The following is a 13,135-nucleotide window of genomic DNA, read 5'->3' as shown; positions in this document are numbered from 1 at the left end:
GTCACCGTGGCCGGTGATCTCGGCGTGGGTCCTGGAGTCCTGAAGCAGGGTGCGAAGGACGTCATCGAAGTCCTGAAACCGGTCAAGAAGGTGGACTTGGGCGACTCGGCCGACGCGGCCTCCAAGATCGGTGACGACGACGCGGCCGCGGCCCTCGTGACCTTCTGCGCCACATGGGAGTCGGGCGCCGAATTCCTGGCCGACTGCGCGGCGGGCCTTGCGGGCGGCCTCGACAAGGCCAATGGCGACTTCGAGGACACCGACGAGGCGATCCGTGACGCGGTCAAGACCGTGAAGACGGCTCTGGCCTAGACGGCGTCGGCGCCCAGGCGCCAGCACAGGAACAGGAACGGGGATTCCGCACCAATGGCAGCCACACTCGGGTCCACCGACGACCCGAAGGACCTCATCCCGGGGGAAGCCGGCAAGATCGGCGAGATCGAGACCGACCTCACCACATGGTCGGACACGTTCGAGAAGATCGGTGACGGTCTGCGCGACGTGCGCATCAAGGACTGGGTCGGCCAAGCCAGCGATGCCTTCTGGCCCACTCTGGCCAAGGAGAAGAGCAACTGGTACTACGCGAGCGACGCGATGTCCGGTGCCGCCAAGGCCGCGCACGCGTACTCCACCACGCTGACCTGGGCGCAAGGTCAGGCCGGCATCGCGATATCCAAGTGGAAGGCCGGCGACCACGACGGCGCCGAACAGCTCCTCAGCAGCGCGCGCAAGCAGCTCAAGGAAGAGGCCGACAAGCTCACCAAGAAGCTGCACGACCTCGCGGGCGACGCCAAGGACGCCCCCGGCTGGCTGGCGGGCATCCGCAGCGGCGTCGACGCCAAGAAGTGGGCCGAGGACCACGGCGTAGGCAAGAGCGCCATCGCGCCCGAGGCATGGGCCCGGGAGAAGAAGTCATGGTTCGGCACCGCCGACAACCCGCGCCACCGCGAGAAGGAGTGGGGCAAGGGCGAGGACGGCAGTTGGTACCTGCGCGACAAGACCGCCACCGAGCCCGGCGCCGACGACGAGGCGACCCCCGGCAAGAAGGCCGAGTGGAGCATCAAGCTCGCCGAGTGGTCCGGCAAGGCCAGCGTCTGGTCGGCCGGTATCGACGGTGACGGCAAATGGGGCGACGCCAAGTACAAGTACGAGGCGGGCGTCCAGACGCTCGGCGTGGACGGCTCGGTCGGCGCGAGCGTCACCAACGGCCAGCTCCAGGCCGGCGTCTCGGGCTCCGCGTACCTCGCGCAGGCGTCCGCGAGCGGCAGCGTCGAGTACGGCGTCATGGGGGCCGCGGCCGAGGGGAAGGCCTTCGTTGGCGCCGACGCGGGCGTCAAGCTCTCGGCGGGCAAGGACGGCGTGCACGCGGGCGCGGAGGCGTTCGCGGGCGCCAAGGCGACGGGTTCCGCCTCCGCCGACGTCGCCGGCATCGGCGCCGGTGTGAACGGTGAGGCGTGGGCCGGCGTGGGCGCCGAGGCCCACGCGGACCTGGGCATGAAGGACGGCAAGTTCACCATCGGCGGCGATGTCGGTGTCGGCCTGGGTGTCGGCGGCAAGGTCGGCTTCAATGTCACGGTCGACCCGGGCAAGCTGGGCGACGCGCTCGGCGACGGCGCGGACGCCGTGGGCGACGCGTGGGACAGCACGGTCGGCAGCTGGTTCTAGGGCGCGCCGTGCGAGCGGACGTGCGAGCGGGCGTGCAAGCGGACGTGCGAGCGGACGTGCAAGCGGGCCCGAGCCGAAGTACACCTTGAACGATGGGATCCACCATGACGGCCACACTGCCGGTCAAGATCACTTTTGCGCTGCCGGACGGCTGGACGGCGGCCCCGCCGGACGAGGTCGGGGCGCCGAACGTCGCGTTCGTCGCGCTCCACCCCGCCTCGATCGACAGCGGCTTCACCGCGAACATCACCCTCTCCGGGACGATGCGCAACGACGGCGCCACCATGTCGCAGATCGCCGACGAGGCGGTGCCCCGCCTTCAGCAGGGCGGCCCCGTACGCGTCCTGAAGAAGACCGAGATCGGCACGCCCGACCTGCCCGGTCTCACGGACTCCCCGGGCATCGCACAGGACGTCGTGCTCTCCACCACGCTGCGCGGCGAGCCGGTCGAACTGTGCCAGAGCCAGGTGTTCCTCGGCCTGGAGGACGTGCGCAACCCGGCGCAGCGCGCCGTGCTCGAACTCGTCCTCACCGCGAACCAGAACCAGATCCGCGAGGTGATCGGGGACTTCAAGGCGTTTCTGCGCACGGTGCGCCCGGCGGACGAGCCAAGGACGTAGCGGTCAGGCGGCGGCCCAGGCCTGCGCGGGGACCCGGTCGAGCACGTCGCACAGGTAGTTCAGCCGGTCCTCGAGCGCCTGCGGCGACAGCGTGCCGGTGTACCAGGTGAAGAGTTCGTCGTGGCGCACGCGCAGCGGGTTCTTGCGGGCCCGCTCGTCCGCGAGGAGGAACCCGCGCATGTCGTCGCTGAGGAGGGTGCGGGCGAACGCCTCGTCCTCGGTGTCGACGCGGAACGTGTCGTCGAACTCCGGCACCCCGAGCAGCGTGCGGGGCCCGCGCCCCATCACCGTGTCGAACGTGCCGACCTTCCCGACCTGGAGGAACGGCCCCGATCCGGGCGCGGAGACGAGAAAGACGGACTCGAACGTGAGCTTTTTGCTCTCCCCGACCTGGCTGCTGCCGGACAACGGGTTGGAGTACCGGTACTCGAAGCACTTGAAGGCGCGGCCGCGAAACTCGCCGGTGATGTAGTGCCACGCGGTCAGGTTGTCGCCGCTCCCCGGCATGGGGCCCACACCGCAGAACTCGGTGGCCCGGCCGGGCGCCCGCCGCTCGTGCGTCCATCCGCGCTCCGCGGCGACCGTGGCGAGTTCTTCCCAGCCCCGGCGGATCCGCTTGTCCTCCTGGCCGCTGCGCACGAACGCCCTGATGACCAGGGTGAACATGCCCGCGACGAACACGAACAAAAGGACCGGCACGAGGATCTCAACCATGGGTCGAGATTATTGCGGACGCCTCGCGCTGCTGGGAACCGAGGCTTTCCCGCTGTGCGGTGTGCGAAGGCGAAATCGTGAAGATCGTTTGTGCTTGTGGGGGAAGGTTGCGATGGCTCCATGGACTGAGTCGGAATGACCGATTCGCCAAGAACTGCACGGCCGATATCGCCCCCGGCCGCCCCATATGCTGACCCGGCCGCGGACCGCTTGCGGCGTCACCCCACTCCTGCCCGGAACGGAACCCGCCGTGCTCAGACTCCGCCTCTCCGCCGCCCCCCTGTACGCCCTCTCGGCCCTGGCCGCGGGCGCGCTCCTCACCGGCTGCTCGGCCTCCGTCAGCGTGGGCAAGTCGGACCCGGAGCTGTCGAAGGAGAAGCTGGCGGACACGGTCGCCGAGAAGCTGGCCGCCCAGACGGGCCGGCCCAAGCCCGACATCACCTGCCCCGAGAACCCCGCCGGCAAGGTCGGCGCCACCACCCGTTGCACCCTGACGGCCTCCGACGGCAGCACGATCGGTGTGGCCGTCAAGGTGACCTCGGCCGACGGCGATAAGATCAACTTCGACATCCAGGTGGACGAGACGCCCACCCCCGCACAGAGCTGACGGCCAACTGGGCCCGCCCGCGCGGTTGTTGCTCCGAGCCGGGACGAAAACGGGCAATTCGCGACGCCTGATGCAGTCCCGTGACGGAGTTAATGCAAGGCTCGGTTGGAGTAGATGTACCGGGTGACTACAGTGGTAAGTGCGTTGTAGGACGGGACTTGCTTTGCGATCGTATGACGGGCAATCCGGTGGTCTCGGCCGGGTGGCTCTACGGGGAAACGGGGAGGGTGCGTCGTGATTCCGGCGGACATGGGCGGGGGCGTGTCGACTGCCGCGGCGGCAGACCTGAAGGTCGGCGCGGACGTCCTGACGACCTTCAAACAGCGCGTGGACAAGATCCTCAAGGACTTCGAAGGGTCCGAGGGCAGCTCGGCCAAGGTCGGCAACCAGACCTTCACCCAGGACGCGGTGACGAGCTCCGCGGAGTTCCACGAGGCCGTCGGGCTGCACAAGGAGTACGAGACGATCCACGGCCGGGTCACCGAACTCTCGAGGATGCTGGCCATGCAGATCGAGGCGATGGGCATCGCCGCGCACGGCGCGGAGATCGGCTTCGCCAACCTCGAAGAGGATCAGCGCCGCCGCTTCTGGGAGATCCAGACCAGGATCGACCGCGAGCACAAGGCCGCCGAGGAGCGCAGGGACCAGTCCAAGCCCGAGCAGCGCACCGACAAGGAGTCCGTCGAGGGCAAGGGCAAGGGCCTCTACCGATGAGCGACGACAAGCAGAAGCAGCCGGGGGCCGACGCCCAGGACGACCTGCCCGCGTACGAGGACATGCCCACGCCGGAGGACATGACCGACGGGCAGGTCGCGACCACGAATGTCGTCCAGACCATCACCAGCGTCATCCACGACGCCTTCGGGGTCGGCACGGGGCGCGCGTACCAGTACGGCAAGCAGAGTTCGAAGTTCGACGAGGAAGACCTCAACGTCCTGATCAACCTCGTCGACAACACCAAGCCGAGTCACCTCGAAGAGGCCGGGCACGCCCTGTGGCGAGCCAGTAAGGCCATCAACGACGCGGCCGAGGAACTGCGCAAGAACATCAAGACGGCCAGCGACGACTGGAAGGGCCAGGCCGGCACCTCCTTCGAGACGTGGGGCACGAAGCTCGCGGGCACGACGGAGAAGCTGGCCACCTACGTCGAGCTGGCGGGCGTCCAGGTCGCCTCCGCCGCCAGCGGTCTGTCCTCGGTGAAGAGCTCGCTGCCGCCGCGGGACTCCCGCCCCGGACACAAGGCCATCCGGCCCAGGGACTTCCCCGAGGCGAAGAAGACCGAGGACAACCCGGAGTACGCCGAGGCCGTCAAGGTCGAGGGCCACCGCCAGGAAGCCATCAATCAGCTCAACCGACTGGCTTCGTTCTACTCGGTGTCGGCGGAGGGGCTGTCGAAGTTGCGGACCCAGGAACCGTCGTTCGAGATGATGCCGAACGTCGGTGTGCCGAAGCCGACGGGGCGCAAGGAGAACGGCGGCAGCGCGGAGACGGGTAGTACCGGACCGTCGGCGCACCCGACCGAGATCGCCTCGCCGCGGCATGCGGCTGTCGCGGAGCACTCGGTGGGGCATCCGATCGCGTCCGACACCAACGACGTCCATGGCTCCATCACGTCGCCCGCCCATACGGTGCCGATCCCTGACTCCTCGCACGACGTGGGGACGGAGATCGACAGTGTGGGTACCTTGCCGCCCCCGACGACCCAGACGCCCGTCGGTACGCCGCCTTCGGCGACAGCGCCCACGAACGTGACGCCGAACCCGACGGTCCCGTTCGGGCCGACCTACTCCAGTCCGGTGCCGTCCCGCGCGACGCCGGGTTATGGGAACGCCGGTGGCAAGTCGCCCCTCGCGCCGCAGCAGCGTCCGTCGAACACGGGCAACAGGTCGCCCCTCACGTCGCAGGGCCGGCCGACCACCACCGGTACGCCGTCCCCGAACCGTGGCACCACCGCCAACCCCATGGGGCGCGGCGGCACGAGCGGGCAGCCGGGCGGCACGACGAACGGTCGCCCCACCACGACGGGGCGCGGCATCTCCGGCGGCACTCCCCGCGCGAACAACCCCGCAGGAGGACGTGGCGGCCTCGGCAGCGCAGGCGCGGATCGCAATGGCGTCGTGGGCGGCCGTCCGACCAACGGCCCCGGCGCCACCGGCAAGAACGGTGCAAGGGTTCCGCGCGGCACAGTGGTCGGCAGCGAAGGGCCGGGAAACTCCCGCTCCGGTGCCGGACGCATCGGCCAGCGCGGCGTGCTGGGTGCGCCCGCCTCCGAGACCGCAGCCGCGAAGTCGGCCAACGGCGGCCGCCGCGTTCAGGGCGCGTCCGAAGCCGTCACGGGCAAGCCGGCCGGCAGGAACGCCGGAGGCCGTACCGGGCGCGCCGCGTTCAGCGGCGGCGCGGGGCTGGTCCGTGGTCCGGGTGGAAAGCAGCAGCGTCCCGAGGACGAGGAGACGGAGATCTCGCAGCGGCCGGACTACCTGGTCGAGGACCCCGAGACGCACCTTCCCGACAACCCGCGGCGCGACGTGCCGCCGGTCATCAACTGAGCCCGAGCGAGGACGTACATCAGCATGAAGCCAGGGACCGGCCGTCGGGGAACGACGACAGTACGTGCCACGGGACGCGCGGCCAAGCGCCTCGCCGTCGTCGGTGCGGCGCTCGGCGCCGTGATCGGCCTGTCCACCGGCTTGGCGCCGCTCGCGACGGCCGCCGGCGCCGGTCACGAGAAGCAGTGGTATCTCGACGCCATGGCCGCCGAGGACCTGTGGAAGGTGGCGGACGGCAAGGGCGTCAAGGTCGCTGTCATCGACACCGGTGTCAACGCCCGGACGCCCTCCCTGAAGGGGCAGGTCCTCGCCGACGAGGTGACAGGTGACGTCGGCTACCACGCGACGAAGGACTACGACGGGCACGGCACCACCATCGCCGAGATGATCGCCGGTACGGGCGCGGGCGGCGGGCTCCAGGGCATCGCGCCCGGTGCCAAGATCCTGCCCTACCGGATCGTCCTCGAGGGGCTTGACGAGGCCGAGAAGAAGCGGTCTCCCGAGGACGCCGAGGCCGTCCGCGCGGCGGCCGACAGTGACGCCAAGATCATCAACATGTCTTTCGGCAGTGACTACGCCGAGCCCGACCTGAAGGCCGCGATCGAGTACGCCTACTCCAAGGGCAAGCTGCTCTTCGCGAGCGTCGGCAACAACGCCAAAAAGAAGAACTTCGTCGGGTACCCGGCCGCGTACCCGAATGTCGTCGGTGTCGCCGCGCTGGACGAGTCGGGGAAGGTCGGTGACTTCTCCGAACACGGGGAGTACGTCGACCTCGCGGCGCCCGGCCTGGATCTGCCCTTCTGGTGCGACGCCTCGTTCAAGTCGTACTGCGCCAAGGGCCAGGGCACCAGTTACGCCTCGGCCTACGCGTCCGCGACCGCGGCCCTGCTCTGGTCGGCCCACCCCGACTGGACCGCCAACCAGGTCCTGCGCGTGATGATCGACACGGCCGCCCGTGACTGGCCGAAGAACACCCCCAGCAACTACCTGGGTTACGGCGTGGTCCGGGCGGGTCAGAACCTCCTCGACGGCAAGGGCGCACCGGGCGCCGCAGACGTCGACCCCATCACCAACAAGAAGACGGCGACGGCGAGCGATTCCGGCAGTTCCACGTCGGACACGCCGCCTTCCGCTTCTGCATCAGACTCGTCACAGCCCACACAGAACGCTTCAGAAGTTCCCGCCGAAGCGGCAGGATCAGAGGCGAAATCGTCGGCAAGTGACAGCAATACGTTGTGGATTGTGCTCGGCGCCGTCGCCGCGGTCATCGTGATCGGGGGCGGGGGATTCGCTGTGATGCGGGCGCGTCGTAGCCAGTGAGACTTTCAACCGTGGGGATTCCTGCGCCTTTTGAGCGGGCCACGGGGGAGCGGTTCGCCCCCTAGCGGGGGATGAGCCAAAACAGTAGGAACCAGGGGCACACCGAAGGAAAGGCAGGAGCGCCATGGCCGGGCAGCAGAAGCTCGAAGACCAGCAAGTAATCAAGCTCGAGAAGCAGATGTCGGAGAAGTACGACGGCATCCGCCAGCGTGTCCACAAGCTGCAGGGCGTCATCGACGGCCTCGAGGGCAAGTGGCAGGGCATCGGTCGCGCCGAGTTCGACAAGAAGCAGATGGAGATCAACACCTCTCTGCAGAACATCGGCAAGATCCTGGCCGATGTCATCGACTCGATGAACAAGACGCGCAACATCAAGGACAGCACGGAAGACGACGTGCGTTCCTCGGTGGCCAAGATCTCGGCCACGGACGGTGCCTCTTCGCTGAGCGGCTACTGAGACACCAGCGCGGCAGAACGCACCAGTAGTCGGACCACACACGGAATTCAGCGGAGGTAAACGCAATGGTCAGTAACGGCGACGGCCTGCTCGTAACGTACGACGGGCTCGACAGCGCGGCGACCCAGATCGGCAACGAGGCGAAGACCCTCGAGTCCGACCTGCAGGAATTGAAGCAGCTGGTGGTCAAGAGCCAGGAGTACTGGGCCGGTGAGGCGCGGGGCACCTTCGGCGAGAAGCTGGCGAAGTGGGACAAGGAAGCCGCCGACATCCACGCGGCGCTGCAGAGCATCGGCCACGTGGTCGGCGCGTCCGGCGGCCAGTACATGGACGGCGACAAGAAGGCGGCCAGCTACTTCCAGTAGCAGAACCGCTGTAAAAGAATTCAGGTGGGCGCGCGCGGGAGGCGCCCACCTTCTTTTGCGTCGGTGAGTCGGCCGACGGTCGAGAAAGGTACAGCCTGCCATGACGTTCGGGCCGCCGCCCTCTGAGTTCACGCAGTCGCGGCAGCAAGCGCGGGGCCGGAGCCGGCACCGTTCTTACGTACTCGTCGCGTGTTTCGTGGCCGTCGCGGCCCTGCTCGTCGGCGGCTGGCTTCTCTGGCCCAAGGGGTCGGACCCGTCGGTGCAGTTGGACAAGAAGTCCTCTCCGGCTCCTGCGGCGGATGACATCCGGGAAAGCGTGGAGGCACGCCCCAAGGGCGGTGTAGGGCATCTTGAGGCCACGATGATGGCCCGTGGTGTCGCCCCGGGGAAGTTGCAGTCCACTCCTGGTACCTGGGTGACCGACAAAACGTTGGTGAAGGGGAATGGCTCCTCCCTTGTCGCGGTGAAGATCGGCACAGCGGAGGAGGACGCCTGGGCAAAGCATCTGCCGGGGCCGATCTGTGCGACCGCGCCGTATGTGACCGTCGACGGCCGTACCGCTGTCGCGTACAAAGGCGGGACGAACAAGGACCCCGACGCCTGCGACCACCTGGTGATGTTCGAGCTCGACACCGGTGAGCAACTGTGGGACAGCGAAATCCCCTGGAAGGCGTCCTTCGGCGAGCCCACCCGGATCACGATGGTGCGAGGTGTGGTTGTCGCGACGTGGTGGGAGGGCACGGTCGGCGTGGACATGCGGTCCGGACGGACCCTCTGGGAGCGGGGCCGGACGAAGCCGTGCCACGACGACCAGGTCCAAGGTGGAAAAGCCCTGACCGTCAGCGTCGGCTGTTCCTCCGGGACGGACTACAGGGACGTCCGGTATCAGGTCCAGAAGCTGGAGCCGCGATCCGGCCGAGTGGTGTGGACGTACCGTGCCGCTCGCTATGTCCACGCCTACATCGTGTCCAGCGAGCCGGCGGTCGTGGCGGTGGAGGCGGGAGAGGACGAGATCACGGACCTGCTCTCGCTCGACGACCACGGGAAGCACCGGGCGACGATCCGCATGGAGGGGGACCACTACCAGGTGAAGTGTGATCCCGAACGGGGAGACGGCTGCGCCGGCGCCATCGTCACGGATTCCGAGGTGTACGTGCTGAGCGGGGCCACGAGCGAAACGCTCGGGAACAACACGAACTGGCTGGTCGGCTTCGACCTCGCCACCGGGAAGACCGGTGTCAAGTTCGAGGCAGGCCCCAACCAGCAGTTGCATCCGATCCGGATGAGCGGCGACCGGATCCTCGCCGTCAAGGAGGGAACGGATCTGGTGGCTCCGATGAGCCTCGTCGAACTGGACCCCGCTACCGGGAAAGAGCGCCCCTACTACAGTTTCACCATCCCGCAGGGCTCCGCCAGCGGTTCCGCGTCGGGCGGAGCGACCGTCGTGATCGAGGACGGCAGGGTCTTCTTCGGTAATTCCGGGGTGACGGGCAGCGGCAAGGAACGCTTGCCCGACGCGCAGTGGATGGCCGTGGGCGTCGGCAGGGCGGACTGAGCCGCGACAGCTGATGCCTGGCCGCTGCAGCGGCTTCAGTGGGCTCACGCCGCCCGCGCCGATTCCAAAGGAGATGTTGTACGTGCAGAGGGTCGACACCGGTGCCATGGCTGGGCGCCGGGTGCGGACGGTGGGTCCGTACGTCGTCCTGACGGCGCTCGACCGGTCCGGGGCCCGTACCGGTGCCGCCCGGTACATCGCCCGCACTTCCGACGGCGACCACACCGTTCTGCTCAGCATCCCGCCCCGGGCATTGACCCGTCCCGTTTCATGGCCGAGGCCGATGCGTCGCGGTATCTGGTGGGGAGGTGGGCGCTGCCCGCCGCCGAGTGTGCCGGGCCGGGGAAGCGGTGGCTTGGCACGCCAGCCCGTATCTGCCCGTGCTGCCGTTGCCGACAGTTCTCGACGTGCACGGCGGGCCGCTGCCGGAGACGACCGTGCGGGCCCTCGGCGTCGCCCTCGCCGAGACGCTCTCCGTGACCCACGGGCAGAACCTCGTCCACGCCGGGGTCTCACCCGCCGCCGTGCTCGTCGCCCACGACGGACCCCGCCTCGGCTGCTTCGGCGCCGTACGCGCCGCCGCGCCCGCACTCACAGGGATCGACGCGGGCGCGCTCGCCCCCGAGCAGGCCTCCGGCGGAATGCCGAGGCCCCTCGGCGACGTGTACGCGCTGGGTGCCACCCTCGCCTACGCCGCCACCGGCAGCACGGCGCCCGAGCGGGACGAGTTGCCGGCGTGGTTGCGGTCCGTCGTCGCGGGGTGTCTCGCGCGGGATCCGGCGCGTCGGCCGCAACTCGCCGACATGGCACGGCAGTTGGCTCCAGGTGGCGGCCCGGCCGCGTCGCCCCAGGGCTTCGGCGGCACCGAACGGGCCGCCGGTCTCCTCGGCCCCGGCTGGCTTCCGCCCCGTATCGTCGCCGCACTCGCGCACCAGGCCGCGTCCGTGCTCGCCGCGGAGACGGCCGTAGCGGTGGCCGGGCCGCTCCACCAGGGCCGATGACCCACGCCACCACCCCACCTCACTGACCGACACGACGGACGCGACGCCCCGATGCCCAGACCCCTCGCCCACGACGACCCCGCCACCCTCGGCCCGTACCGCCTGATCGCGCGGCTCGGCAGCGGCGGCATGGGCACCGTGTACGTCGCCCGGAGCGCGGGCGGCCGCACCGTCGCGCTGAAGACCATGCATCCCGGCATCGCCGAGGACCCGGCGGCGCGGGCCCGGTTCCGGCTCGAGGTCGATGCGGCCCGGGTCATCGGCGGGCAGTTCGGCGCGAAGGTCTTCGACGCCGATCCGCTGGCGGTGCCGAGGCCCTGGTTCGCCACGGAGTACGTGCTCGGGCCCGCCCTCGACGAAGCCGTGGAGGCGGTCGGGCCGCTGCCCGAACAGGCCGTGCGCGCGCTGGGCGCCGCCCTCTGCACGGCCCTCGGCCAGCTGCACCGCAGCGAGGTCGTGCACCGAGATCTGAAGCCGTCCAACCTGCTCGTCACCGGCCACGGCCCCAAGATCATCGACTTCGGCATCGCCCGCGCCATCGGCGACGACCGCCTCACCCGTACCGGTTCCGCCGTCGGCACGCCCGCCTTCATGTCGCCGGAGCAGGCCACGGGGTTCGAACACGGCCCGGCCGGGGACGTCTTCGCGCTCGCGGGTGTGCTGGTGTACGCGGCGCGGGGCAGCGGGCCGTTCGGGCGCGGGCAGGCCGCCGATCTGCTGTACCGGGTGCGGTACAGCGAGCCGGACCTCACGGGCGTGCCCGCCGCGCTCGTCCCCGTACTCGCGCGCTGCCTGCACAAGGATCCGGCGCAGCGGCCCACCACGGATCAGCTTGCCGCCCAACTGCATGACGGGCGGGGGGAGTTCGTCGATCACCTGCCGGCCGAGCTGCTGGCCGAGCTCGGACGGCGGGCGGCGGACGTGTGGCAGTTGCGGCCCCAGCGGATGCCGTCACCGCAGGGCTCCGGAGAGACGGCGGTGCCCGCGAACCCCGGCACCACGCGGGGCAGGACCTCTCGCCGCGCGTTCCTGAGCGGAGGAGCGGCGGTCGCCGCCGCGATGGCCGGGGGCGGGGCGTGGTGGTGGAGTTCGGCGCGCGCGGACGGCGGCGGTGGGAAGGCCACGGACGGTCCGGCGCAGACGCGCAACCTCGATCCGGTGTGGGTGAACGACGCGGACTCGAACGTCGTGGACGACTGGGGCCCGGCCGCCCCCTTCGCGGTCGAGGGCGACATCCACGTGCCCTACCGTGCGGTGACGAGGAGGTACAACCCGGACAGCGGTTCACGCAAGGAAGACATCGTGTCGGACTGCTGTCCTTGGCAGGCGCAGGTGGTGAACGGTACGGAGTACCGGCTCGGGCGCGCCTTCGACACCAAGGCGCGTACGCCCCCGGCCGCTGTGGCGTGGTGGGACGAGGCGCAGGACTACGTGCATCCGACCGCGGGCGTCCTGACCGGCACCAACGGCGCCCTCGACGGCAATCAGCTCCTCCGCGTGTCCGGCACGGTCGCCTACGTGGCCGTCGGCGCCGGGAAGGAGTCGTCGGAGGGCTTCCTCGCCACGCAGAAGTTCACCCTTCGCGCTGTCGACACGGACTCCGGCGAGCAACTGTGGACGAAGCCGCTGCCGTCACGCCCCGACAAGAGTCACCGGCTGCATTTCCTCGCCGCCGAGGTTGCCGGTGACCGCCTGGTGGCCTTGCAGGAGACCGAGCCGGAGACCGTGCGCGTCGTCGTACGTTCCACGCGGACCGGCGACGTCCTCTGGGACAAGCCGTACGGGCGCGTCGACGACTTCGTCGCGCTCCGGAGCGAACTCGCCGTCGACGACCGATGTGTCTACCTGGGTGGCCAAAGGCTACGGGCCCTGCGTCTCACCGACGGGAAGCAGATGTGGGCGACCAGGGCGGGACGCGCGTACAGCCCGCCCACGGTCGTCTCGGGTGTCGTGTACGCGGTCGGGCAGGACGCCGGTCTCACGGCCGTGTCCGCCGGTGACGGCAGGGTGACATGGACCGAGCGGTCGACCGAGCTCAGCAGGGTCTCCCTCGCCTGGCGCCCCGTCATCGGCAAGCAGTACGGCCACTACCGCAACGGCGTCCAGTTGCACGCGATCGACCTGCGGACGCACCGGATCGCGCGGACGTACAAGACGAGCGCCACCCGCTTCTACGTGGACACCCCGGACCGCTTCGTCCTCGGCATGGGGGACGCCGGTATCAGCGCCTACCCGCTGAGCTGAGTGACGGACCCGTGCACCCTGCTCCCCTCAGAAAGGTCCGC

Annotated in this window: 13 protein-coding genes; 12 read left to right on the top strand and 1 reads right to left on the bottom strand. The window is 69.6% G+C overall.

Going from position 1 to position 13,135, the window contains the following annotated elements:
• The first annotated feature begins 6 nt into the window (after nucleotides 1–6).
• The 3 genes from N5I75_RS00160 (at nucleotide 7) to N5I75_RS00150 (ending at nucleotide 2,285) form a co-directional block, all read left to right on the top strand.
• On the top strand, nucleotides 7–312 hold the full coding sequence (locus N5I75_RS00160) for a hypothetical protein (RefSeq protein ID WP_476672976.1): 306 nt from the start codon (nucleotides 7–9) through the stop codon (nucleotides 310–312).
• 54 nt (nucleotides 313–366) lie between these two features.
• Nucleotides 367–1,665: a putative T7SS-secreted protein gene (locus N5I75_RS00155; protein WP_476672974.1), complete on the top strand. Its 1,299-nt coding sequence runs from the start codon at nucleotides 367–369 to the stop codon at nucleotides 1,663–1,665.
• 104 nt (nucleotides 1,666–1,769) lie between these two features.
• Nucleotides 1,770–2,285: a hypothetical protein gene (locus N5I75_RS00150; RefSeq protein WP_476672972.1), complete on the top strand. Its 516-nt coding sequence runs from the start codon at nucleotides 1,770–1,772 to the stop codon at nucleotides 2,283–2,285.
• 3 nt (nucleotides 2,286–2,288) lie between these two features.
• Here the strand turns inward: N5I75_RS00150 and N5I75_RS00145 are convergent, their stop codons facing one another.
• Nucleotides 2,289–2,999 carry a hypothetical protein gene (locus N5I75_RS00145; RefSeq protein ID WP_476672971.1) on the bottom strand — a complete coding sequence of 237 codons (711 nt, stop codon included), beginning with the start codon at nucleotides 2,997–2,999 and terminating at the stop codon, nucleotides 2,289–2,291.
• A 250-nt stretch (nucleotides 3,000–3,249) separates the two neighbouring features.
• Here N5I75_RS00145 and N5I75_RS00140 point away from each other — a divergent pair, with 250 nt between their 5' ends.
• The 9 genes from N5I75_RS00140 to N5I75_RS00100 all read left to right on the top strand — a co-directional run bounded on the left by N5I75_RS00140 (nucleotide 3,250) and on the right by N5I75_RS00100 (nucleotide 13,094).
• Nucleotides 3,250–3,606, top strand: a complete 357-nt coding sequence (locus tag N5I75_RS00140; protein WP_476672969.1) for a DUF4333 domain-containing protein — start codon at nucleotides 3,250–3,252, stop codon at nucleotides 3,604–3,606.
• A gap of 261 nt (nucleotides 3,607–3,867) precedes the next feature.
• Nucleotides 3,868–4,320, top strand: a complete 453-nt coding sequence (locus N5I75_RS00135) for a hypothetical protein (RefSeq protein WP_476672967.1) — start codon at nucleotides 3,868–3,870, stop codon at nucleotides 4,318–4,320.
• Nucleotides 4,317–6,152, top strand: coding sequence for a WXG100 family type VII secretion target (locus N5I75_RS00130; RefSeq protein WP_476672965.1), 1,836 nt, complete (start codon nucleotides 4,317–4,319; stop codon nucleotides 6,150–6,152). The genes N5I75_RS00135 and N5I75_RS00130 overlap by 4 nt, the downstream gene beginning before the upstream one ends.
• A gap of 24 nt (nucleotides 6,153–6,176) precedes the next feature.
• The gene (locus N5I75_RS00125) at nucleotides 6,177–7,472 is read left to right on the top strand and encodes a S8 family serine peptidase (RefSeq protein WP_476672963.1); all 1,296 of its coding nucleotides are present in this window, start codon (nucleotides 6,177–6,179) and stop codon (nucleotides 7,470–7,472) included.
• Between the two features lie 124 nt (nucleotides 7,473–7,596).
• Nucleotides 7,597–7,929 (top strand): WXG100 family type VII secretion target, encoded by a 333-nt coding sequence (locus N5I75_RS00120; RefSeq protein WP_476672961.1) that lies wholly within the window; start codon nucleotides 7,597–7,599, stop codon nucleotides 7,927–7,929.
• A gap of 65 nt (nucleotides 7,930–7,994) precedes the next feature.
• Nucleotides 7,995–8,294 carry a WXG100 family type VII secretion target gene (locus tag N5I75_RS00115; protein ID WP_476672959.1) on the top strand — a complete coding sequence of 100 codons (300 nt, stop codon included), beginning with the start codon at nucleotides 7,995–7,997 and terminating at the stop codon, nucleotides 8,292–8,294.
• Between the two features lie 100 nt (nucleotides 8,295–8,394).
• Nucleotides 8,395–9,849: an outer membrane protein assembly factor BamB family protein gene (locus N5I75_RS00110; protein ID WP_476672957.1), complete on the top strand. Its 1,455-nt coding sequence runs from the start codon at nucleotides 8,395–8,397 to the stop codon at nucleotides 9,847–9,849.
• Nucleotides 9,850–10,199: 350 nt separating this feature from the next.
• On the top strand, nucleotides 10,200–10,850 hold the full coding sequence (locus tag N5I75_RS00105) for a protein kinase family protein (RefSeq protein ID WP_476672955.1): 651 nt from the start codon (nucleotides 10,200–10,202) through the stop codon (nucleotides 10,848–10,850).
• 51 nt (nucleotides 10,851–10,901) lie between these two features.
• Nucleotides 10,902–13,094, top strand: a complete 2,193-nt coding sequence (locus tag N5I75_RS00100) for a protein kinase domain-containing protein (protein ID WP_476672953.1) — start codon at nucleotides 10,902–10,904, stop codon at nucleotides 13,092–13,094.
• The last annotated feature ends 41 nt before the right edge of the window (nucleotides 13,095–13,135 follow it).

It is taken from the genome of Streptomyces sp. R818 (assembly GCF_056172735.1).
Note: the sequence above shows the minus strand (reverse complement) of the source record. Positions and strands in the feature narration are given on the sequence as shown.

What these genes read in the sequence shown, in the direction of transcription:
- N5I75_RS00155 (WP_476672974.1), top strand. Translation starts at nt 367, where the DNA reads ATGGCAGCCACACTCGGGTCCACCGACGACCCGAAGGACCTCATCCCG.
- N5I75_RS00150 (WP_476672972.1), top strand. Translation starts at nt 1,770, where the DNA reads ATGACGGCCACACTGCCGGTCAAGATCACTTTTGCGCTGCCGGACGGC.
- N5I75_RS00145 (WP_476672971.1), bottom strand. Translation starts at nt 2,999, where the DNA reads ATGGTTGAGATCCTCGTGCCGGTCCTTTTGTTCGTGTTCGTCGCGGGC.
- N5I75_RS00130 (WP_476672965.1), top strand. Translation starts at nt 4,317, where the DNA reads ATGAGCGACGACAAGCAGAAGCAGCCGGGGGCCGACGCCCAGGACGAC.
- N5I75_RS00125 (WP_476672963.1), top strand. Translation starts at nt 6,177, where the DNA reads ATGAAGCCAGGGACCGGCCGTCGGGGAACGACGACAGTACGTGCCACG.
- N5I75_RS00120 (WP_476672961.1), top strand. Translation starts at nt 7,597, where the DNA reads ATGGCCGGGCAGCAGAAGCTCGAAGACCAGCAAGTAATCAAGCTCGAG.
- N5I75_RS00115 (WP_476672959.1), top strand. Translation starts at nt 7,995, where the DNA reads ATGGTCAGTAACGGCGACGGCCTGCTCGTAACGTACGACGGGCTCGAC.
- N5I75_RS00110 (WP_476672957.1), top strand. Translation starts at nt 8,395, where the DNA reads ATGACGTTCGGGCCGCCGCCCTCTGAGTTCACGCAGTCGCGGCAGCAA.
- N5I75_RS00100 (WP_476672953.1), top strand. Translation starts at nt 10,902, where the DNA reads ATGCCCAGACCCCTCGCCCACGACGACCCCGCCACCCTCGGCCCGTAC.